Annotated in this window: 22 protein-coding genes and 1 riboswitch; of the genes, 8 read left to right on the top strand and 14 right to left on the bottom strand. The window is 42.1% G+C overall.

The annotated features are described in order from the left end of the window. Positions 1 to 11 precede the first annotated feature (11 nt). The 6 genes from M1D81_RS18360 to M1D81_RS18385 all read right to left on the bottom strand — a co-directional run bounded on the left by M1D81_RS18360 (position 12) and on the right by M1D81_RS18385 (position 5,736). On the bottom strand, positions 12 to 437 hold the full coding sequence (locus tag M1D81_RS18360) for a YwqH-like family protein (protein ID WP_041087582.1): 426 nt from the start codon (positions 435 to 437) through the stop codon (positions 12 to 14). Positions 438 to 724: 287 nt separating this feature from the next. After that, positions 725 to 988 carry a YwqI/YxiC family protein gene (locus tag M1D81_RS18365; protein WP_456266087.1) on the bottom strand — a complete coding sequence of 88 codons (264 nt, stop codon included), beginning with the start codon at positions 986 to 988 and terminating at the stop codon, positions 725 to 727. A gap of 37 nt (positions 989 to 1,025) precedes the next feature. After that, positions 1,026 to 1,451 (bottom strand): YwqH-like family protein, encoded by a 426-nt coding sequence (locus M1D81_RS18370; RefSeq protein WP_456266086.1) that lies wholly within the window; start codon positions 1,449 to 1,451, stop codon positions 1,026 to 1,028. Between the two features lie 295 nt (positions 1,452 to 1,746). Beyond that, positions 1,747 to 3,153, bottom strand: a complete 1,407-nt coding sequence (nhaC, locus tag M1D81_RS18375) for a Na+/H+ antiporter NhaC (protein ID WP_456266085.1) — start codon at positions 3,151 to 3,153, stop codon at positions 1,747 to 1,749. A 143-nt stretch (positions 3,154 to 3,296) separates the two neighbouring features. Next, positions 3,297 to 4,718, bottom strand: a complete 1,422-nt coding sequence (gene aspA, locus M1D81_RS18380) for an aspartate ammonia-lyase (protein WP_034624136.1) — start codon at positions 4,716 to 4,718, stop codon at positions 3,297 to 3,299. Between the two features lie 28 nt (positions 4,719 to 4,746). Further along, complete coding sequence (locus tag M1D81_RS18385) at positions 4,747 to 5,736, bottom strand: asparaginase (protein WP_024427527.1); 990 nt, start codon at positions 5,734 to 5,736, stop codon at positions 4,747 to 4,749. A 205-nt stretch (positions 5,737 to 5,941) separates the two neighbouring features. Between M1D81_RS18385 and M1D81_RS18390 the strand changes: the two genes are divergently transcribed. Then, positions 5,942 to 6,289, top strand: a complete 348-nt coding sequence (locus tag M1D81_RS18390; RefSeq protein WP_024427528.1) for a helix-turn-helix domain-containing protein — start codon at positions 5,942 to 5,944, stop codon at positions 6,287 to 6,289. 54 nt (positions 6,290 to 6,343) lie between these two features. On the opposite strand, the gene M1D81_RS18395 is transcribed toward M1D81_RS18390, so the two are convergent. The 5 genes from M1D81_RS18395 to M1D81_RS18415 form a co-directional block, all read right to left on the bottom strand. Then, complete coding sequence (locus tag M1D81_RS18395; protein WP_024423909.1) at positions 6,344 to 6,808, bottom strand: helix-turn-helix domain-containing protein; 465 nt, start codon at positions 6,806 to 6,808, stop codon at positions 6,344 to 6,346. 99 nt (positions 6,809 to 6,907) lie between these two features. Continuing rightward, positions 6,908 to 7,435 carry a YfjD family protein gene (locus M1D81_RS18400; protein ID WP_456266084.1) on the bottom strand — a complete coding sequence of 176 codons (528 nt, stop codon included), beginning with the start codon at positions 7,433 to 7,435 and terminating at the stop codon, positions 6,908 to 6,910. A 21-nt stretch (positions 7,436 to 7,456) separates the two neighbouring features. After that, positions 7,457 to 8,215, bottom strand: a complete 759-nt coding sequence (locus M1D81_RS18405; RefSeq protein WP_456266083.1) for a hypothetical protein — start codon at positions 8,213 to 8,215, stop codon at positions 7,457 to 7,459. 12 nt (positions 8,216 to 8,227) lie between these two features. Then, complete coding sequence (locus M1D81_RS18410) at positions 8,228 to 9,424, bottom strand: DUF6861 domain-containing protein (RefSeq protein WP_456266082.1); 1,197 nt, start codon at positions 9,422 to 9,424, stop codon at positions 8,228 to 8,230. Between the two features lie 4 nt (positions 9,425 to 9,428). Further along, positions 9,429 to 9,752, bottom strand: coding sequence for a WXG100 family type VII secretion target (locus M1D81_RS18415; protein ID WP_024427532.1), 324 nt, complete (start codon positions 9,750 to 9,752; stop codon positions 9,429 to 9,431). 226 nt (positions 9,753 to 9,978) lie between these two features. On the opposite strand from M1D81_RS18415, the gene pepT reads away from it, so the two are divergent. Next, positions 9,979 to 11,211, top strand: a complete 1,233-nt coding sequence (pepT, locus tag M1D81_RS18420; RefSeq protein ID WP_456266081.1) for a peptidase T — start codon at positions 9,979 to 9,981, stop codon at positions 11,209 to 11,211. Positions 11,212 to 11,500: 289 nt separating this feature from the next. Beyond that, the gene (locus M1D81_RS18425) at positions 11,501 to 11,680 is read left to right on the top strand and encodes a hypothetical protein (protein ID WP_060698795.1); all 180 of its coding nucleotides are present in this window, start codon (positions 11,501 to 11,503) and stop codon (positions 11,678 to 11,680) included. A gap of 84 nt (positions 11,681 to 11,764) precedes the next feature. On the opposite strand, the gene M1D81_RS18430 is transcribed toward M1D81_RS18425, so the two are convergent. Then, the gene (locus M1D81_RS18430; RefSeq protein ID WP_456266080.1) at positions 11,765 to 12,442 is read right to left on the bottom strand and encodes a DUF3298 and DUF4163 domain-containing protein; all 678 of its coding nucleotides are present in this window, start codon (positions 12,440 to 12,442) and stop codon (positions 11,765 to 11,767) included. 161 nt (positions 12,443 to 12,603) lie between these two features. Here M1D81_RS18430 and M1D81_RS18435 point away from each other — a divergent pair, with 161 nt between their 5' ends. The 5 genes from M1D81_RS18435 (at position 12,604) to M1D81_RS18455 (ending at position 18,759) form a co-directional block, all read left to right on the top strand. Continuing rightward, positions 12,604 to 13,461 carry a MurR/RpiR family transcriptional regulator gene (locus tag M1D81_RS18435; protein WP_456266079.1) on the top strand — a complete coding sequence of 286 codons (858 nt, stop codon included), beginning with the start codon at positions 12,604 to 12,606 and terminating at the stop codon, positions 13,459 to 13,461. Between the two features lie 198 nt (positions 13,462 to 13,659). Further along, positions 13,660 to 14,553, top strand: coding sequence for a 2-hydroxy-3-oxopropionate reductase (gene garR, locus M1D81_RS18440; RefSeq protein WP_456266078.1), 894 nt, complete (start codon positions 13,660 to 13,662; stop codon positions 14,551 to 14,553). A gap of 7 nt (positions 14,554 to 14,560) precedes the next feature. Beyond that, entirely contained in the window at positions 14,561 to 15,982 is a 1,422-nt protein-coding gene (locus M1D81_RS18445) for a four-carbon acid sugar kinase family protein (protein ID WP_456266077.1), read from the top strand. Between the two features lie 49 nt (positions 15,983 to 16,031). Next, entirely contained in the window at positions 16,032 to 17,351 is a 1,320-nt protein-coding gene (locus tag M1D81_RS18450; RefSeq protein ID WP_456266076.1) for a gluconate:H+ symporter, read from the top strand. 82 nt (positions 17,352 to 17,433) lie between these two features. Further along, a riboswitch (SAM riboswitch) is annotated at positions 17,434 to 17,546 on the top strand. A gap of 88 nt (positions 17,547 to 17,634) precedes the next feature. Further along, positions 17,635 to 18,759: a 5-methyltetrahydropteroyltriglutamate--homocysteine S-methyltransferase gene (locus M1D81_RS18455; protein ID WP_456266075.1), complete on the top strand. Its 1,125-nt coding sequence runs from the start codon at positions 17,635 to 17,637 to the stop codon at positions 18,757 to 18,759. A 54-nt stretch (positions 18,760 to 18,813) separates the two neighbouring features. Here M1D81_RS18455 and M1D81_RS18460 read toward each other — a convergent pair whose 3' ends face one another. Both M1D81_RS18460 and M1D81_RS18465 read right to left on the bottom strand, forming a co-directional pair. Further along, complete coding sequence (locus M1D81_RS18460; RefSeq protein WP_456266074.1) at positions 18,814 to 20,232, bottom strand: glycoside hydrolase family 1 protein; 1,419 nt, start codon at positions 20,230 to 20,232, stop codon at positions 18,814 to 18,816. Next, positions 20,204 to 22,111, bottom strand: a complete 1,908-nt coding sequence (locus M1D81_RS18465; RefSeq protein WP_456266073.1) for a beta-glucoside-specific PTS transporter subunit IIABC — start codon at positions 22,109 to 22,111, stop codon at positions 20,204 to 20,206. Before M1D81_RS18465 ends, M1D81_RS18460 begins: the two co-directional genes overlap by 29 nt. Positions 22,112 to 22,265: the final 154 nt, after the last annotated feature.

Raw genomic sequence — 22,265 nt, forward strand, 5'->3', positions numbered from 1 at the left:
CGTTTATGGTTTTAAAGAGCTTTCCAGCCCCGTTCAATCAAATGTTTAACATCCTTTGCAAAATCCTCGCCCTTCTCCATCACGTCCTGAGCTCTTCCTGCAAAATTACTGGCAACAGCCAGCTCCATTTTTTTCAATTCAAAGTGTAAGATTTTTTGATCAATCTCTGTTATATATTTTTCATATTCATTGTTGACGATGTCGTGCATCACGCTGTAAGCGTCTTTCCGGTGGCGATGAAAGTCGGTTCCTCTCTCGCCTTTCCATGACGAATCTAGTGCAGGCTTCTTGATTTCTTTGATATCTGACTGGGCAAGATCTTGTTCTGTTCGAATATTACTTTTGGCTGTCTTTAACCGAGAGATCATTTCGTCAAATTCTGCACGTTTGTTCTCAATTCCCATATGCAGATGGTGCAGCATCTCGGATAAACTCATGTCATCCACCTCTATCTGACCTCATACGAAAGCACGGCGTGAGCGCCTTTGGAAACCATTGACTCACTTGATTTTTCCAATCCTGACATTTCTATCGTTCTGCTTTCATTAAGTATAGTATAAGGCGAAAAGCCTCAGGCTTAAATAGGGAAAAGGTGTCCTTTTAGCGACACGTTTGGAAGAAAAACGGAATAATACAAGGTCTTACACCCCTAATTTTATATGAGTCTTTAAGACTATAATCATATTGTGTCAATGGTACCCATCAATAAAAGCGATTGTGCTGATTATTTTGCAGCAATCGCTTCGTCTTGTTCTTTTAATGTTTTCACGTTAGAGCGTGTATCCTGAACATTTTTCATTAAGGCTTCTTTAAAGTTTGAGACCATTTCGCTCACTTCTGCTTCACGTGCCGTCCACTTGGTTACAAATTCAAGACTGTTTTCACCCGCTTTATCTGCTGCTTTTTTCATCGCTAAAGCTTCGACTGCTTGGGAGACTTCATCTAGTTTACCCATGACTGTTTGGTAGTTTAACTTAATTTGTCCCATTGTGATATCCTCCAGATTTGTTCAGCATGACGCTCTCTTACAAGCTGCTCCATGCTTTTGAGATCAAGCGTTTTGCGTCCTCTACTGCGTCTTCTCCTTTTTCAGCAAGACGTGCGGCGTCTCCAGCTAAGGAACTGGCAAAGGATAACGCAGCTTGTTCTGCTTCTAATGTACTGATTTTGAATTCGATACGGCTCACGTAGCGTGGGTATTGATCGTTCACGATCGTTTGCAGCGCATCATGTGCTTCATTTCGGTCTGATTTGAAATCCTGGCTTCGCTCACCTTTCCAAGAGGTCCCAAGCTTTGGCTGCTTGATTTGCTTTAAATCTGTTTCTGCCGCATCTTGTTCACGTTCAACCTTGCTTTTCGCCTTTTTGAGCCGAGCGATTTTCTCTTCAATTTCTGCTTTTTTATTTGAAATGCCACCGTTAAGGGCAGACAGCATATCCGATAAGCTCATATGGGTTCCTCCTCCTGTCAAAAAATAAAAACGCTGCTTAGAGTCCCTCTAAACGAGCGTAAGGTGAATAGCACTTTTTCCAATATTGTTATTATAAGGTTCAAAGACTCATGTTTAAATAGGGATTTGTGCCCTTTTTATGGGATAAATATGCTTTTATTCTGCTTTACACCACCTCTTTCGACCTCTTTTATAGGAGGTCTAAATTCCTGTTCGTTTGCTGTATGTCACATATAGTCTCACGGTCCTAGGACAAACAAAGCCGCCCCGTTCAGGAGCGGCTTTTGCAAACGGCTTATGAGGCCGATTCTTCTCTTTCTTGTTGATCTTTCACATACCAAATGAATTTACCTGTATAACCGTAAATGATCGCAAGACCAATGGCGACAAAGCTCAACCACATAAATGGTAAATAAGAGAATGTCGAGACGCCAAGAATTCCTGCCATGTAAATACCGTTATCTGACCATGGAACCATACCAGACGTAAGCGTACCACCGACCTCAGAGTTTCTAGATAAAACTCGTCTATCTAACTTTAATTTATCGTAGCTCTTTTCCATAATTTTCGGTGTAAGGATTAACGACACATACATCGCACAGCCAAAGATATTGGCGAAGAACGCAACAACGAGTGTAGACAGCGTTACATTCCCTGCATTATGTAATTTTTTCTCAAATGTCGAGACGATGACTTTTAATACGCCTAAATATTCTAGTACTCCACCGAAACCAAGTCCCAGGATAATCACCACTAGAGACCCTAACATATTAACGATACCACCGCGGTTTAACAAAGTATTTAAGAATTCTACATCTGAATTAATAGAGAAACCATTATAAGCTGTGCCAAGTGCATCGGCTGGATTCATTCCTTGGAATGCCATTGCCCAAACTGCGCCAAGAAGCGCACCAATCGCAATAACAGGCATTGAAGGTTTTTTCAAGACAAGTAATAGCACAACAATAAGAGCCGGAATGATCATCCAAATATTAATCGTAAATGTATCTTGCAGTGCTTGTTTCAAAAACTCTACTTTTCCTTGATCAATATTTTTTCCGCCATACATAAACCCGGTAATTGTAAACATAATGGCAGTTATGACAAAGGCAGGTATGGATAAGACCATCATCGCTCTAACATGTGCGAGCACGTCCACTTTTGAAAGTGAGGAAGCAAGAACAGTACTATCAGATAAAGGAGATAACTTATCACCAAAATAGGCTCCAGATAAAACAGCACCAGCCACGATAGGTAATGGAATTCCCAAACCTTCACCAATCGCAATCATAGCAATACCTGCGGTTCCAACTGTCCCCCATGATGTTCCTGTAGCAACAGACATAATGGAACAGATAATCAGTGTAGCTAGTAAGAAAATATTAGGGTGAATAAATTCCAGTCCATAATAAATTAATGTGGGTACCACTCCGCCGGCAATCCATGTTCCAACAAGTGCACCTACAGCAATTAAAATCAAAACAGCCTCTAAACCATTCGATATCCCTTTTGTAATGGCGTTTTGAAGATCTTTGTATGAATGCCCTAATCGAATACCTAAAGCAATTACCATAAACCATGAGATAAACAATGCTAGCTGAATATCTAATTTGAAGTAAAGAGTAAATGATAAAACAATCGCTAAAAACAAGCCAAGTACTGCTACGACTTCTAAAATAGATGGTAGACGTGGTGATTTCATTGTGTTTCCTCCCTTTGTGCGTGCGTTAAGCGTTTTCAAAATATTGTGAAAAAAGTGTGTCAATTCGAAAGAAAGTGAATTGCCTGTTTTTCTCTTTTTCACAGGCAATTCCACATATTAATAAAATAAAATTTTTGATATTATTATCGCTCTAGGAGCTCTGCACCCGCAATGCCCGGCTTTGTCATCTCGTATGGATTTAAGATAATATCAAGTTCTTCTTCCGTTAAAACATCGTACTGCAAGCAAAGATCTCTGATCGATTGTCCTGTTAAAATGGCTTCTCTTGCAATTCTAGCGGCTGCTTCATAGCCTAAGTGAGGGTTCACGGCAGTGATCACGCCTGCACTTTTTTCTACATATTCTTTCAAACGTATTTCATTTGCTTCAATGTCCGCTAAGCAATGATCTGTGAATGAGCGGAATCCGTTATTCATTATACTAATAGATTGAAGCAAGTTAAAGACCAGAACAGGTTCCATCACATTTAACTCAAGCTGGCCTGCTTCAGAAGCAAGACAGATCGTGTGGTCGTTCCCAATGACTTGGAATGCGATTTGGTTAATGAGCTCTGCCATGACTGGATTGACTTTCCCAGGCATGATGGATGATCCAGGCTGGCGGGCCGGCAATGCGATTTCAGCAAGACCTGCGCGCGGACCAGATGCCATTAAGCGAAGGTCATTGGCAATCTTAGACATGTTCATCATACATACTTTTAAAGCGGCGGATACTTCTGTGTAAGCATCTGTATTTTGCGTTGCATCTACGAGATGCTCTGCGCCTACAAGAGGAAGACCAGATATATCAGCGAGCTTCTTCACCACGATCTCAATATAACGAGGATCTGCGTTTAAGCCTGTCCCAACAGCTGTTGCACCCATATTGACTTCATATAAATGCTGTTTTGATTGGTTGATCCGCTTAATATCACGGCTCAGCACACGGCTGTAAGCTTCAAATTCCTGTCCCAAACGGATTGGAACAGCATCTTGAAGGTGCGTACGTCCCATTTTGATCACATGATCGAATTCTTTCGCTTTCTTTTGAAAGACGTCCTGCATGACTTGCATCGTTTCAAGCAGAATGTCTAACTGCTTGAGCACAGCAATGTGGATCGCCGTTGGGAATGAATCATTCGTTGATTGCGACATGTTCACATGTGTGTTTGGGCTTAAATGGATGTATTCACCCTTTTGATGTCCCATGATTTCTAGCGCTCTGTTTCCAATCACTTCATTGGCATTCATATTCATGGACGTTCCTGCGCCGCCTTGAATTGGATCGACAATAAAGTACTCGTGCAGCTTGCCTTCAATGACTTCGTCAGACGCTTGAACGATGGCATTTCCAATTCCCTCATATAAACGTCCAACTTCCATATTGGCTTGAGCTGCTGCTTTTTTCACGATGGCAAAGGCTCTAATTAGTTCCTCGTGCATCCGATATCCTGTAATCGGGAAATTCTCTTTTGCACGGAGGGTTTGAACCCCATAATACACGTCTGCTGGAATTTCTTTTTCACCAAGAAAATCCTTCTCATAGCGATAAGTTGCTTGAACCATCTCTTATGACCTGCTTTCTATAGAATAGTTAAATCACTAAATCTTCTGCGATTGGCGTTTCCATAATCTTTTTGACTTCTCTTGGATCTGTTGTTTTGCCTAGTGCCCACATCAGTTTCGGCACGATAGCTTCTGTATTCATATTTCTTGAACGTGCCACCAATTCTTGATTGATCTTGCGTCCTACCTCATACACACTCATGTCTTCTCCTTCTTCCAGACACTGAGTGGTGATGACAACAGAAATGCCTTCTTCCAGCAATTCGTTGATCTTTTCTAAAAGGTTTCTTCCTTCGAAAGGAATTCCGCCGCTGCCGTAGCTTTCAATGACAACGCCTTTGTACATGCTTTTGACTGCATCTAAAAACTCAGGCTTCAGGCCTGGGTGCAATTTTAACAGACACACATCTGTATTCAAGGATGCATCTAATTTAAGCGGTTTCATTGGTGTTCTTTTTACTTTGCTATTGTATTCAATTTGATGGTTTTCAATTGATGCAATATATGGGTAGTTAATGCTTTCAAATGCATCGTAGCTTTTCGTTCTTAGTTTGATCGCACGTGTTCCTTGGATGACCCTGCCATCAAACACGACATACACCCCGCCAACGCCGTCACATGCAAAGCGAATCGCATCTGTGATGTTTTTCTTCGCATCTGTTTTCTTAAAAGTAATCGGAATTTGTGAACCTGTAATCACGATCGGCTTATCAGGATTTTGCAGCATATAAGACAGCGCTGCTGATGTATAGGCCATTGTATCGGTTCCGTGAGTCACGACAAACCCGTCATACTGATCATAATTCTCATAAATGGCTGTTGCGATATCAACCCAGTATTCAGGCTGCATATTTGTACTATCTATACTCATTAGGGACTTTGTGTCCATTGTATATTCTGCATTAATTTCGTTTAAATAGCTCAAAAGATCCTCAGCTTTAACACCTGGAGCTAAACCATTTTCACTCTCTACAGATGCAATCGTCCCACCAGTCGTTAAAAGCAATAATTTCTTCAACAGGTCCACCTCTTTCGTAAAATTACTTCGTTTGTCACACATATTATAAGCTAGCTTGTGCTATTCTATAATATACGCTTTACGCGTACCTTCATTGCCATTATAGTCACATAACGCGAATTAATCAAGAAATTGTTACGCATAACGCGTACATTCTATGTCAAAATATGATATACTGTTGTTGTAAATAAAGGAGCGTTCATGTATGATACTCGATCGTTTAACCACCCTTAGAAAAAAGAAAAAATGGTCTCTCCAGCATACGGCAGATCGCCTAGGTATCGCCAAAAGCACCTATGCCGGTTACGAATCTGGGTACCGACGACCTTCGCTTGAAGCAGTGAAGCTGCTGGCTGATTTGTATGATACGTCCATTGATTTTTTACTTGGTAGAACGGACGAGCCAGAGATACAACGCAAAATCTCTGATATCAAAATTGAACTGACGGAAGCAAAAGAAGGAACCATTTATGTAGACGGCGTTCCCCTAAATGATGAAGAAATCAAACAGCTTGTTGCCTTTATTCGGGCGAAAAACACTCTAAAAGTATAAACACAGAAAAGAGAGGCACCTTATAAACAGGTGCCTCTCTTTCCTTTTCCAATCTCAATATGGAGAAGAGAGCTGGCTTAATTCCTCTAGCCGCCGCTTCGCTTCTTCTTTATTAAACGAACTATAATAGCGATAATTCTCCTCATCTAAGATGCGGTAATGCTGACTAAGTACATTTTGCTGAAGGCGAAACGTGCCTTTTTTGACAGACGTCCTCCACCAAACCTTTCCGCCAATCGTACGCTCTACTGATAGATGTAATTCATCATGTGCCACAACTTCCAAAATCTCTAGCGGGTCATCCCCTAGAGTCCCTTTCAAAATGTCACTATCTCTGAATAATGCACATACGGCCGCGGATTGCGTCCAGTTGAGACGCAGCCTGTTTTTTTCAACCTGCTGTAGATGCCGTTTCGATAGACCGAGTACCTCCGCCATACGATCCTGCGTATAATCCTTTTCTTTTCGAATCCGTGCCATTTGTTCTGTGACGAGGTCGATTACCATCTCTTTATCCATCTCTCATCACCTCTTTCGAGTGTTCAGTCTTTACTGACATCATACACGATTTCTTCGAAAAAGTGGCGCCTCATCCTATAGAATTCTGACAAAAACAGCTTAGTCGGTCTTCTCTTCTCCTTGGCCATGCTGCTGTCTCCAATTTTCTTGGGCTGTCTGATGTAAATATGGATAGATCTCCTGTTTGACGGTCTGCTCAAATACTTCTTCATCTAAAATACTGTACGCCGGAATTTTGATCAATTTCCCATCCATTTTCCGAATGAGCACATCCATGAAAAGAAATCCTCTTATACTGTAACGATGCCTGCGCATGTCAATTGATTGAATTTCTTGAAAAGGAATCATTCGCTCCCGATGCAGCACAGCGCCATTCGCTCCGCGCTGAATGCGAAAAATCACATTTCCCCTCTTTGTAAAAGCAGGAAAGATCATCAAAAAGGAGATCCAGCCATAGACAATACCTAATAGTCCGCCTAAAAATAAAAACAATGTATAGTTCGATTCAAATGTAAGAGCTTCTGAAAATAACCAAATACCGATAATACCGAAGCCGCCCGTTGCTAAGAATGCCCATACTCTTAAAAAAGGTCTGCTCCTTACTTCTATTACTTCACTTGGATTCAAGCGTCATTCTCCTTTTCTCCATTAGAATATAGAACGTAATCCGTCTTGATGAGCCGTCTCAATGCGAAATTGATTTTCTTTTATTCCTGATACAAGCCACGATTGGTTCTCACCTGGAATCACAAATATCATGGCCTCCACATCAGGCGTATTATTTTTGTCATAGACGACTTTCATGAGAGAGTCCATCTTTCCTTTTCTCTTCTGTACATCAGAAACAAATGCCTTCACGAGCTCTTGATTCTCTGCTTTATTCAGGAAGGACGGCCACTCATTTTTCGCTTCGCTTGCCTGTTCTAACAGCATTTCAAATTCCTCTGCCTGCAGGCTGATGACAGGTTCAGGGTGATCATTCATCTGTAGGTTGAAAAAGGCTGTCACTTGATCCTCTGCCTGCTGATCGCCGTCCAGTTTGCGAATCTGATGCACTTGTTGATCATAAAGCGTATGATGCGCATATACACCCGCCTGTGTTGTGTGAAAAGAGGTGCTGACTTCTTCATCTGTGTCTCCAAATTTAGATGCCTTGATCGTGTGAGAGGCATCATTCATCGCCTGGATGAAATGACGGTATTCCGCTTTATAACGGTATTGTCTGTTTCGAAATTCCAGTACACCTTTTGCAAGCAAAGAGCGGCACGCAATTTCAAATAAAAACCCAAGGCGCTCGTCCTCTACTTCAGGATAATAGGCCTCCTTTAAGGACATGCCTTGTTCAAAATAGCCTTCACTGTAAAAACTAAAGATGAGTTCCTCAATACTTAGACTTAGCTGATCCAACTTGATCTCTCCTTATCCAAAAGAAAATGCACCCTTAAAGAAATCACCTGCACCCTTTATGAGCGAATCTGCGGTTTCTTTTGTTTTTTCTATCCCTTTATGTATCACCTGATTTGCCTGATCAATGGTATCATTCACTGCTTTCACACCTTGACCCGCCAGTTCGAATGCTTTTTTCCCTTTATCCACGACCGCATGAATCGGGTCCTTTAATTTCACTGCCATCTGTTCAGCAAAACCGGATGTCAGCTTGGCGACTTTTTCTCCAATAAATCCACCTACTGCTGAACCAATGGCTCCGCCAACAACGGTTCCAATCGGACCTGCAAAGCTGCCAAGAGCACCGCCGACAACGGCACCTGCGACAGAACCGCCAGCGATAAAGACCGTATTGTTCACTGCATTTCCAACAGCCTTTGCATTTTCACGCTTAAGGACTTCGGGCTGATCGCCGAATTCTGCATAGTTCTCGGCAATTTTCAATCCACAGCCAACCGTTTCTGTTGCACCAGTGACAACCGTTGCAATGATGGCATTTCCTTTCGCAAATCTTGCACCATTTTTCAGAACAGACTTAATCGCAGCCGTGTCCTTCCAATTAATACTTCCTTTTGTAAAATCACGAACGCTGTTTGTGAACGCAACTGTATCGTCAGGATAAAATTTCGTGAATTTCTTATGGACCAAGTCAGCCATCGGCCAATTCGATCGTTTTAATAATTCTTTTTTACTCAGCCAAATCCTTGCTAACCGGTCAAATCTCGTTCCTTCTACCCGGCTGGTCAGATCAAGCAGCAGCTTTGAATGCTGCGCTGCATATCGGCCATTCTCTTTAATGAAAGTCGTCATCCCAAGCCCGTAATATTTCGCCTGCATCATCACGATACCAGCTAAGCTCGTGAGTGTACCATATTGATCATAGATGCTGTACAATTTCCGCAATATATCATCTGCTTCGACCATTTTATCCGCTGCATGACGAATGGCAATATCATCACTGCTCAATTTGCTGATTAATGCCTGTCCTGCTCCCCATGCATCCCCGACACCAGAAAAACAGCTTCTATACCGAGGATCGCAGCCTAAAATCAGCCCGTCCAGTTCACTATGTAAATCGCGGTGCTTCGTTTCAATGGCTGACAGCTCGCCTACAAAATCATTCGCCAGCCCTGTCAGCTGATCTGGATCAACCACAATGTCACGTGCCATCACATCATCTCCCTTCTCGGTTTCTTTCTCTCCGTTCTTCTCGTCTCTTTCGCTCAAGCTCTTCCATTCTGGCAATTTCAGCTTTACGCTCCTCAATTTTAACCGCTGCATCCCGCAGTTCCTGACTTGTTTCAAGCAAATCTTTTTCAAATTGATCGTAGCGTGCCGTTGTTTCTTCAAAGCTTTGATCAAATTTATCCCTTGCTTCTCCCTGCCAGCCTGATCCTACTGCCTTCAGCCGATTTTCCAGCAGCTGCTTGGACTGCCGAATCTCATCAGCCGCTTCCTGAAACTTTTGAGCGAGCGCCAGCGTTTGACTAGAATCCAACTTTCGCACCCCTTTCTCCCAATTTAACGTACAAATGGATGATTTTATATGTCCTAATTATAAATAAAAAGACACCCAAAAAAATCACCCTAAAGAACCATTCAGCACATTACCTAATGAAAGTAGGCCTTTTTCCTCTCTAATTGCCAGAGAAAGTCTTTCTTGTTATGAAGCGCATTCAAGACGTGATAAAATGGACGTATTCTACAAAAGGAGTGACGTATAAATGAAAGAGGAAATGATTCAGCGTTTCACAAGTTATGTGAAAGTAGATACGCAGTCAGATGCAGAAAAGGAGAGCTGCCCATCTACTGAAGGACAATTGAACCTGGCGAGACAGCTTGTTGAAGAGATGAAATCCATCGGGATTCAAGAAGTGACAATGGATGAAAACGGCTATGTCATGGGAACGATCCCTTCTAACACAGACAAAGACGTGCCGACCATTGGCTTCCTGGCTCATATCGACACAGCCACTGACTTCACCGGAAAAAATGTAAAACCGCAGCTTCATGAGAACTATCAAGGCGGCGACATTACCTTAAATGAAGATCTACATATCGTTTTATCTCCACAACAGTTTCCAAATTTACAAAAGTACCAAGGACATACGCTGATCACAACAGATGGCACAACCCTGCTTGGTGCAGATAACAAAGCTGGTATCGCAGAAATTATGACAGCTATGCATTACCTCATCGAACACCCAGAAATCAAGCATGGAAAAATCCGCGTCGCTTTTACGCCAGATGAAGAGATTGGCAGAGGGCCGCACAAGTTTGATGTTGATGCCTTTGGCGCTTCCTATGCGTACACAATTGACGGCGGACCGCTTGGCGAGCTGCAATATGAAAGCTTCAACGCAGCAGGCGCGAAAGTATCCATTAAAGGAAACAATGTCCATCCAGGAACAGCAAAGGACAAAATGGTCAGCGCTGCGAAAATTGGGATGCTCTTTCACAATAAACTTCCTTCTGACGAATCTCCAGAATATACAGAAGGCTACGAAGGCTTTTTCCACCTGACGAAATTTGTAGGGGAAGTAGAAGAGGCTGAGCTGCAATATATTATCCGTGATTTTGATAAAGAGAAATTCAACAATCGCAAGGCACTGTTTGAAAAAATAGCAAATGACTTAAAAGCCACATACGGAGAAAACAGCATCACCCTCAGCATTCAGGATCAATATTATAATATGAGAGAAAAAATTGAGCCGGTGAAACATATTGTGGACATTGCTCATGAAGCCATGGAAAATCTCTCAGTAACACCGGTCATCGAACCAATCCGCGGCGGCACAGACGGCTCCCAGCTTTCATATAAAGGTCTCCCAACGCCAAACATCTTTACTGGCGGGGAAAACTTCCACGGTAAATATGAATTTATTTCCGTTGAAAACATGGTGAAAGCAACCGAAGTTATCGTTGAAATTGCCCGTTTATTTGAAGAAAAAGCATAAACTTGTTTACAACCGTTCCTGTTCGGGAACGGTTTTTTAATAAAAGTTTACAATTTTCTGAAACTTTTATGACACTTATCCGTACTAATAGAGACACCCCCAGAAAAAATTCTTCTTGACGAGTGAAATAACTGGAAATATAATAGTTAAAAACAACCAGTATTTTAGGCCTAAAATAGCAGATCGAATGAACCTTAAGAACTAAACCAAGTCTGCTGCTTATTTTCAGTTATAAACATCACTCACCCTGTCTACACTTAAAGAATAGGATGAATTGGAGGAATGTCATATGATGATTTTATTGATTATCGCTTCACTTTGCTGCTACTTACTATTCTCTTTCAAAAAAGATAACCGCACCCAAAAAAGAAAAAGCGCAGAGCTTTCGGAGTTTGAAATCTTTCGTATGCGCCGCCACTACAACGGAAAACGCCGTCACCCACTAAACAATGCACCTAAACAAGTATAAATCCAAATAAAAGAGCCTCATGAGGGGCTCCTTTTGTTTGCATAAACAGCAAAAAACGACCAGATTCAATGGTCGTTTTTCTTTTTATTTATATACCTTCGCAGGAACTTGAATCATAGGAATTCCAACATAGTAAGGTGAAATCTCATATGGCTGGAAGACAACAGCAATTCCCTTTTTCGTAAAGTAATACTGCGTGTTGTAGTTGATTTGAATGTCACTTTTTTTCAAGTTCGCATGGAATTTGCTTTTATGTTTCTTTGTGTAGTTATAAATATAATCTCTTACTTTCGTACGCTTTTTCTTTGTTTTCACAACGTCTGTCAAGAACAGCTGCTTTGTTTTCTTCTTTGTTAACACATAGTTCATGCTGGAAACCATCGTGTCTCCGTGCATTCCCCCATCATTCATGTAATCATAGTTTAAGATACTTAATTTCTTCCCATTGTTAAATTTCGTTTGAAACGATCTCTCGTACGTGATCTTCCCAAAGCCTTCTTTTTTCGCTTCGTCCTTTAAGTACAAGTAAGTAGAATAAGAAAAGGCGATATCTTCTTTTAAATCACGATTGATGGTTTTCATATGCGTCTTGCTTAGATTTTTCACCTGTGCATATTTGAACGTTTTTTTCTTCTTATAATAGTGTGTGCTTACTTTTGCTTTTTTTGCTTGTTTGGCATCAGCAGATCCAACTGGCGCAAACAAGGAAACAATCAGTGAGAAAATGAGCAGGCTGATCGTTAGGCCTTTTTTCATTGTCATAGTAAAAACCCCCATTTTTGTCTATTACCAAATGAGTATACCATGACAAAAGAACCAAAAGAAGTATTTTTTCCATATTATTCTTCATTTTTCCACATCGGGTTTGTTTACCGTTTTCATAAGTTCCTGTATGCTTAATGTAGAATGCTAGATGAAGTGTGGTGTTTATCATAGAAGAGAATATTTTTAGTCACATTCGGACAACGTTTCATAGTTTGTCCCCAACCCAGAAAAAGATTGCCAATTACATTTTACAAAACCCTCAGAAAGTTGTGCTTCATTCTATAAGTGCACTCGCTGCTGAATGCAGCACAAGTGAAACGACGATCTTTCGGTTTCTAAGGAAAATTGGCTATGAATCGTATCAAGTGTTTCGTGTTCATGTCGCACAGGATATCGCGACCAATACACCTCAATCCATATACGGTGAGATCGAGGCAACCGATAGTGTAGCTGACATTAAACATAAGGTCATAGAGTTAACAACAAACTCTATACAAGATATGAAGCATATTTTAGAAGATCATGCCGTCACACAATTCATTGAACACTTGAAACAGGCACATAAAACCGTCTTTTTTGGAGCAGGCGCGTCCAGCTTTATTGCTGGGGATGCTTATCATAAGTTCCTGCAGCTTGGTTTTGAAGTGAGCCTATGCAGTGATCCGCATATGATGAATATGATTGCAACACACGCCACAGAACACGATTTTATCGTCGCAATCTCCCATTCAGGAGAGAGCAGAGAAATTCTTGACGCCGTACAGTTTGCAAAAGAAAAAGGGGCAAAGGTTGCTTCTATCACCAGCTATCCGAAATCTGAGCTCGCAAAGCGGTCTGACTTTCATCTGCTTAGTTCTTCAAGAGAGACAACCTATCGATCAGACTCCATGATCTCCCGTATCAACCAGCTTGTGATCATTGATGTACTATACGTTGCCGCTGTTTTAGAGCTAGGATCAAATGCCATTGAAAACGTGAAACGATCTCGATTAGCCGTAGCTAAAAATAAAACATAAACACAAAAGACCGGAGCTGATTCCGGTCTTTTTTTGTGACTTTTTTCATATTTTCCGTTGACACGTTCCTATCACGTCATGTACATTAAATGAACAATAGTTTATTTCCTACTATTAAATTTAAAAGATAGTATATATACTAACAAAATGAAAAGAAAGCGCTTTTTGTAAGGGTTTTCTATATAGGAGGCGGACAACGTGACAAAGAAGATTGGATTCATTGGACTAGGTATTATGGGAAAACCTATGGCACTCAATCTATTAAAAGCTGGTCATGCTTTGACAGTTTTTGACCTAAATGAGGAAGCGATTCGATCGTTACAAGAAGCCGGAGCAAAAGGTGCTGTTTCAGCAGCTGAGGCAGCTTCTGAAAGCGACATCATCATCACAATGCTTCCTAAAGGAGAGCATGTAGAGGCAGTCGTTTCAGGTGATCAAGGTATTTTAACGACAGCTGCACCTGGCACTGTCATCGTAGATATGAGCTCAATTTCTCCTGTCACCTCCAGGGCTTTAGCTGCTCTTGCCAAACAGCATCAGGTGGAATTTATCGATGCACCTGTCAGCGGCGGAGAACCGAAGGCAATAGACGGAACACTTGCCATCATGGCTGGCGGCGAAGAATCCATCTTTGAGCAAGTGAAGGATGTCCTGCTTTCAATGGGCACTGAAGTCGTATTAGTTGGGGCAAATGGCAGCGGGACAACAGCGAAGCTTGCCAATCAAATCATCGTCAACTTAAATATTGCGGCCATGTCCGAGGCGCTCGTTCTAGCTGCTAAATCAGGCATTGCCATTGATAAGATGTATGAAGCCATCCGCGGCGGACTGGCAGGAAGTGCCGTGCTCGATGCAAAAGTTCCTCTCATCTTAGAACGAAATTTTGAACCTGGCGGACGCATCGACATCAACTTGAAGGATTTAACCAATGTCATGGAAACTGCTCATGATATCGGTGTTCCTCTTCCGCTTTCTAGTCAGCTGCTCGAAATCTTCCACGCCCTCAAAGCGGACGGAAAATCCGGGCTTGATCATGGCGGCATCGTTCAATATTACGAAAAAATGGCTCATGTCCAAGTAAAGAAAGGATGAGATGGTCATGAAACAAAGCACTGACATACTGAATGCCATTCCGAAAGCAGATTCAAAGGCCATTCAATCAGCATACGAACAAGCACTGAGCAGCTTTCAGCATAAAGTTATTGTATTAGACGATGATCCAACAGGGATTCAAACCGTACATGGCGTCTCTGTTTTCACCGATTGGTCAGAAGAAAGTATTGAGGCTGGTTTTCTTGAAGACAGACGCATGTTCTTTATTTTGACCAATTCTCGCAGTATGACAGAGAAAGAAACTGCCGCTGTGCACGAAACAATCGCAGCAACCATTGTAAAGGTGGCTGAACGTCTTAATCAGGACTTCGTCATTATCAGCCGAGGGGATTCTACTCTTCGCGGACACTTTCCGCTTGAAACCGAAGTACTCAAAATGACCATTGAACAGCAAAGCTCCCGCCATTTCGATGGTGAAATCCTTCTTCCTTTTTTCCAAGAAGGTGGACGCTTTACGATCGACAATATTCATTACGTACAGGAAGGACATGAATTAATTCCTGCTGGTGACACAGAATTTGCAAGAGACCGCACATTCGGCTTTCAATCATCACATCTTGGAGAATGGATTGAAGAAAAGTCAGAAGGAATGTTCACAAAAGAGAACACGACCTACATTTCGTTAGCTGATCTGCGGGCTTTACGCATTGATCAAATCAAACAACAGCTCATGAGTGTGAAGGATTTCAAAAAGGTGGTTGTAAACGCGGTGGATTATGATGATGTCAAAGTCTTTGTCACCGCTCTCATTGAAGCCATTCAAGCAGGACAGCAGCTGATGTTCAGAAGTGCGGCGGCGCTCGCAAAAGTACTTGGTGGTATAGGGGATCAAGCCTTATTAACAAGAGATGACTTGATACAAGAAGAAAGCCCGCATGGTGGTCTTATTATGATCGGTTCTCATGTGAAAAAAACAACAGAACAATTACAAGCGCTTGAGCAAAATAAAAAGATGGCTTTTATTGAATTTAATACCCACCTCGTGTTAAAGCCTGATGCCTTTCGCGAAGAAATTAACCGCGTCATTCAACAAACTGAAGCACTGTTGGCAGCTGGTCAATCTGTGGCTGTTTATACAAGAAGAGAACGGCTTGATCTTGGAGATGATCGCCAAGAGGAAGAATTAAAGCTCTCTGTACAGATTAGTGATGCTGTGACAAGTATTGTCCAGCGTCTCACCATTCGTCCTAAGTATCTTATTGCCAAAGGTGGGATTACCTCCAGCGATATTGGGACAAGAGGCCTTAGCGTGAAACGTGCGACCGTGGCAGGTCAAATCAAACCAGGTATCCCTGTTTGGCAAACGGGAGAAGAAAGTAAATTCCCTTTCATGTCTTATGTGATTTTCCCGGGAAATGTTGGGGCAAAGGATACGTTAAAAGAAGCTGTAGACATACTTGAAGGATAAGGCATAGGGGGTGTTGCACCCCCTTATGCACCACAAAGGAGGAAAGATCATGTCATTAGTGTTTATTGGACTTGGCGTTTTGTTATTGCTGTTACTTATGGTTGTCTTTAAGTTAAACGCTTTCATTTCTTTGATTATTGTCTCTTTAATTGTTGCTGTGTTAGAAGGGATGACACCACTAGAAGCGATCGCTTCCGTCGAAAAAGGACTTGGCAGTACGCTCGGACATCTGGCACTCGTTCTCGGTTTTGGAGCGATGCTTGGGAAATTGATGGCTGATTCTGGCGGAGCTCAGCGGATCGCGATGACACTTATTGACCGATTTGGCATCGGAAAAATCCAATGGGCGACGATGCTGACTGGGTTTGTGATTGGAATTGCTCTATTTTATGAAACCGGATTCATTATCTTAATTCCATTGGTCTTTACGATCGCTCAGGCTGCAAGACTTCCTGTGCTGTATGTGGGTATGCCGCTCGTCGCTGCACTCATCACCACACATGGCTTCCTCCCTCCTCACCCAGGACCGACTGCCATTGCGAATGTCTTTCAGGCAAACATGGGACAAACCTTATTGGTTGGGATTATTTTAGCGATTCCTGCTGTTTTAGTAGGCGGACTTCTTTTTACGAGACTATTTAAAAAAGAGCAGTTGCACGCACATATCCCAAAGAACTTATTTAATCCAAAGGAATTCACAGAAGAAGAAATGCCTAGCTTCGGCATTAGCATTTTCACCGCTGTTTTGCCTGTATTACTTATGACATTCAGAGCATTTCTAGAAATTTTCTTCCCATCCTCCCCATTGCTGCCAACTGCTGAGTTTTTAGGCGAACCGGCGATTGCACTATTAATCTCAGTGCTGCTTGCCATCTACACGTTTGGGCTTGGAAGAGGAAAGAGCATGCAGGATGTGATGAAGTCCATCACGGATTCTATCGGCTCTATTGCTATGATTCTATTAATTATTGCAGGCGGCGGTGCCTTTAAACAAGTGCTCATTGATAGCGGCGTCGATCAATACATTGCAGGGATCATGCAAGGAAGCACACTTTCTCCCCTGCTTCTGACTTGGCTCATTGCTGCTGTCCTTCGTGTCTCTTTAGGATCAGCCACTGTCGCCGGTCTCACGGCGGCTGGTATTTCTGCACCACTGATTGGCCTGACGGGTGTCAGCCCTGAATTAATGGTGATCGCAACAGGTGCCGGCAGTATTACGTTCTCTCATGTGAATGATGCAGGTTTCTGGATTTATAAAGAATACTTTAACCTATCAATGGCTCAAACCTTTAAAACGTGGACATTGATGGTCACTGTGCTTTCACTTGTCGGACTAGCTGGTGTTCTTGTTGCTGATTTGTTCATGTAGGAAATTAAATTGTAAAAACCATTGACTTTTCCCTGAAAACGTTGAATAATTGTGTTTATTAAGAAAATTGAATCAAAAGGTAACCTTATTAAGAGTGGTGGAGGGACTGGCCCTGTGAAACCCGGCAACCGCTGTTCCTAGGAACAGAATGGTGCTAATTCCTTAAGCAAGCAGATGCTTGTTTGAAGATAAGGCAGAGTTCTCACAGTATATGATGCTCTTCCTTATCTAAGGAAGAGCTTTTTTATTTGATTTTTTAACCTGAAGAAAGAAGGGATTCAGCATGACACAAGTACAAACCATTGGAAAGAAAACAACAAAACCGCCATTCCGCGCAGATCAAGTAGGAAGTTTACTTCGTTCAGAGCGCATCAAGGAAGCACGCAAGCAAAAAGCAGACGGTACGCTGACAGCAGAGCAGCTCCGACAAATTGAAAACGAAGAAATTACACGTATTGTAGAGAAGCAAAAAGAAATTGGGTTAGAGGTTGTCACAGATGGTGAGTTCCGACGTGCATGGTGGCATTTTGACTTTCTTGAAGGACTCGATGGAGTTGAAGGATTTGAAGCAGATCAAGGCATTCAATTCCATAACACAACGACAAAAGCTAGAGGTATCAAGGTAACAGGCAAGATCGATTTTACAGATCATCCAATGCTGGAGGATTATCGTTTCCTTCACAGCATCGCTGGTGATCATACGGCTAAAATGACGATTCCAAGTCCGAATATGCTCTTTTTCCGTGGAAAGCTTGAAGAAGGAGTGTATGACAGCTTAGAGGAATTCCACCATGATGTGGCACAGGCATATAAGAAAGCAATCCGTGCTTTTTATGATGCAGGCTGCCGCTACTTGCAACTGGATGATACGGCATGGGCAGTGTTCTTTTCTGAAAAAGGCCATGAACAAATCAAAGCCTTTGGCCGAAAAGAAGATGAACTTCGTGAATCGTTTGCGAAGACAATCAATCAAGCTGTTGCCGACCGCCCAGAGGACTTGGTGATTACGATGCACATTTGCCGCGGTAACTTTAAATCAACTTGGGCAGCTGAAGGTGGTTACGAATCAGCAGCAGAAACAATTTTTGCCGGCTTAGATCTTGATGGTCTCTTTTTAGAGTTTGACGACGATCGTTCTGGCGGATTTGAGCCCCTTCGATATGTGAAGAACCCAAACCTTCAAATCGTACTAGGCCTTGTCACTTCAAAATACGGAGAGCTTGAGCCAGTTGAACAGATTAAAAAACGTATTGAGGAAGCTGCTCAATATGTAGACATTAACCAAATCTGTTTGAGCCCACAATGCGGATTCGCCTCAACAGAGGAAGGCAACCTGTTAACAGAAGAGCAACAATGGGAAAAGCTGCGTCATGTGATTGAGATTGCTGATCAAGTGTGGACTTCGTAGTCCCTCAAAGACAAAAAAAGACAAACCACAGTATGAGCGGTTTGTCTTTTTCTTTTATGCATCCAAATGTTCCCCATTTGTCGCAATCACTTGTTTATACCAGTCGAAGCTTTTCTTTTTCTTTCTATCTAATGTACCGTTTCCTTCATTATCACGGTCAACATAAATGAAGCCGTAGCGTTTTTTCATTTCAGCCGTTGATGCGCTGACAAGGTCAATTGGGCCCCAGCTTGTATAACCGATCAGGTCAACTCCATCTGCGATCGCTTCTCTCGCCTCTAGCAAATGGCTTCTGAGGTAATCAATTCGGTAATCGTCTTGAATGGATCCGTCTTCTTCTACTTGATCGACAGCACCCAATCCATTTTCTACGATAAACAATGGCTTTTGGTAGCGGTCATACAGCTGATTCAGTGTTGTACGAAGTCCTTTCGGATCAATTTGCCAGCCCCAATCACTTGCTTCTAGATAAGGGTTTTTCACACCTTCAAATAGGTTACCGCCAGTCACTTGTTCAAGGATCTTTGGATCTGTACTCGTTACAAAACTCATATAATAACTGAAACCAATATAGTCCACTGTATGGTTTCTTAAAATGTCTTCGTCCCCTTCTTGGAACTCGATGTTGATGTCATTTTCAAGGAAATAACGTTTCATGTAACTTGGGTAATAACCTCTTGCCTGTACATCTGAGAAGAACAATGTTTTACGGTCTTGCTCAATTGCAGCAAACATATCTTTTGGTCTTGAGCTGTACGGATAAGTTGTCATCGCCGCAATCATACAGCCGATTTTCGCATCAGGAATGATTTCGTGTCCTGCTTTGACAGCCAAAGCACTTGCAACAAATTGGTGATGCGCTGCTTGATATTGAATACTTTTCTCGTCATCACCCTCTTCAAATACAAGTCCGCCGCCAGTGAAAGGCGCATGTAATACAACGTTGATTTCATTGAAGGTCATCCAATATTTCACTTTATCTTTAAAGCGAGTGAACAATGTTTTCGCGTATGTTTCATAAAGATCCACAAGCTTACGGTTTCTCCATCCGCCGTAGTTTTTCACAAGTGCGAGCGGCATTTCATAGTGAGAGATGGTGACAACTGGCTCAATTCCATGCTTATGCAGTTCATCAAATACTTTTTCATAAAAAGCGAGGCCTGCTTCATTCGGTTCCGCATCGTCGCCATTTGGGAAAATACGCGGCCAAGAAATGGATAATCTGAAGCACTTGAATCCCATTTCTGCAAAGAGTGCAATATCTTCTTTATAGCGATGGTAGAAATCGATTGCATCATGATATAAGTTAAGGTCTTTCATTGATTCATCGAATGGGTGCATAATACCATTTGGTGATACATCAGCTGTCGATAAGCCTTTTCCATCTTTATTATATGCGCCTTCAACTTGGTTCGCTGCAACAGCGCCGCCCCATAAGAAACCTTTAGGAAATGTTTTTTCTAACTTGTTCATGTTGAATACCCTCCTCTTTTTCTTCTACACTGACTGTAAGCAGTGTCTCTTTCACTGTAATCGTTCCATCTGTTTTCGCATCAACTTGTGCAAAATCGTTTGTGTTGGTGACAATAACAGGTGTGGTGACATCATAGCCTTCTTGCTGAATGCCCTCGATATCAAAATCAATGAGCACATCTCCTGCTTGAATCAGATCACCTGACTGCACATGACTTGTGAAATACTTTCCGCCAAGTTTTACCGTGTCAATCCCGACATGAATGAGAAGTTCTGTACCCTGTTCACTTTTCAAGCCAATGGCATGTTTTGTATGGAAAATGGTTTCAACCTTGCCGTTGAATGGTGCTACAACACGTCCAGCTGTTGGTACAATGGCTGCTCCTTTACCCATGATTTCATTAGAGAATGTTGCATCATTTACTTGATTGAGCGGCTTTAGTTGACCTTCAAGCGGGCTTTGTACCACTTCATTTTGAAGTGATGCTGTGTCTTTCTTATCTTCTGGTTTGTCTGCTTTTGTATCATCTTTCACTGGTACATCTTTGAATCCTAGAACAAGTGTCATGATCGTTGCTACGACAAAGGCGATTACTAAGCCGATGATAGAGTAGACAAATGTTGGTCCAATGAATGTCGGGAGACCTGGGAGACCTGCTGATCCAGATACCACATATGATTTTACTTTGAAGATCGACATGAACACGCCGCCTGCTGCTGCACCAATGAGGGCTGCAAAGAACGGTTTTTTCAATCGCATGTTCACACCATACATAGCAGGTTCAGTAATACCCATTAAGGCTGTGATGCTTGTAGACATCGCCAATGATTTGAATGTTTTGTTTTTTGATCTTAAGAAGACACCGAGTGCTGCGCCTGCCTGTGCCATATTCGCTACAAACATCATTGGGAGAATGAAGTCAAAACCGTTTAATGTAATGTTGTTGATCATGATTGGAAGCAGTGCATAGTGCATGCCCGTAATGATCAATGGTGACATGAATCCGCCGATCAAGAGTCCTGCTAAAATACCTGCATGTTTAAACAATAAATCAATTCCACCTGAAAGGCCATTTCCGATAATCCCGCCAAGCGGTCCAACCGCGATGAGCATAATTGGTACAACGACAAGAAGTGTGACCGTTGGAACAAGGATGATCTTTAGTGATTTCGGACTATATTTTTCTGCGAATCTTTCAACATATGAGCCGAGCCAGATGGTGAGTAGAATTGGAATCACCGATGAAGAGTACACAACGGCAACCACTGGCAAGCCTAGAAACTCTGTATTTCCCGCGCCTAGTAAAGCGGTTAACTGCGGGTGCAGTGCTGCTGCTGCAATGGCAGCCGCGATATACTGATTTGTGCCAATTTTTTTGGCTACGCTTACAGCAAGCAGAATCGGTAAGAAGTAAAAGGCTCCATCTCCGATGGCTGTTAAAATCGCATACGTACTGCTTTTATCTGATATCCACTGGAATGTGAGCATCAATGCCAAAATCCCTTTGATCATACCGGCTCCAGCGATGGCTGGAAGAATCGGTGTGAAGACACCAGAAATAAAATCGAAAAGCTTTGATATCACATTTTGTTTTGACGCTTCTTCTGTACCGCCTGACTTTACATCAGATGATAGACCTGAGTCAGCGATCATCGCTTGATAGACATTTGAGACATCATTGCCGATAATGACATGATATTGGCCTCCGCTTTGATTCACGCCCATGACGCCGTCTGTTGATTGCAGCTTCTCTTTATCCGCCTTGCTTTCATCGTATAAGTTGAAGCGAAGTCTTGTCATACAATGCGTGACGTGCTTAACATTCTTTTCACCGCCGACAAGTTCTAGCACTTCTTTTGCTGTTTGTTTGTGGTTCATTGTGTTACCCTCCAATCGTTGATTTAATCTTGATATAGAAAAAACCTAAACATCCATTAATGTCCGAGAAATAGCGATTCAGACATTAATCGATATTTAGGTTTTGCCTGCTTAACCAGTAACAATCCTTCATAGCGATTGATCGTTATTTAAT

The organism is Bacillus sp. JZ105, assembly GCF_053903125.1.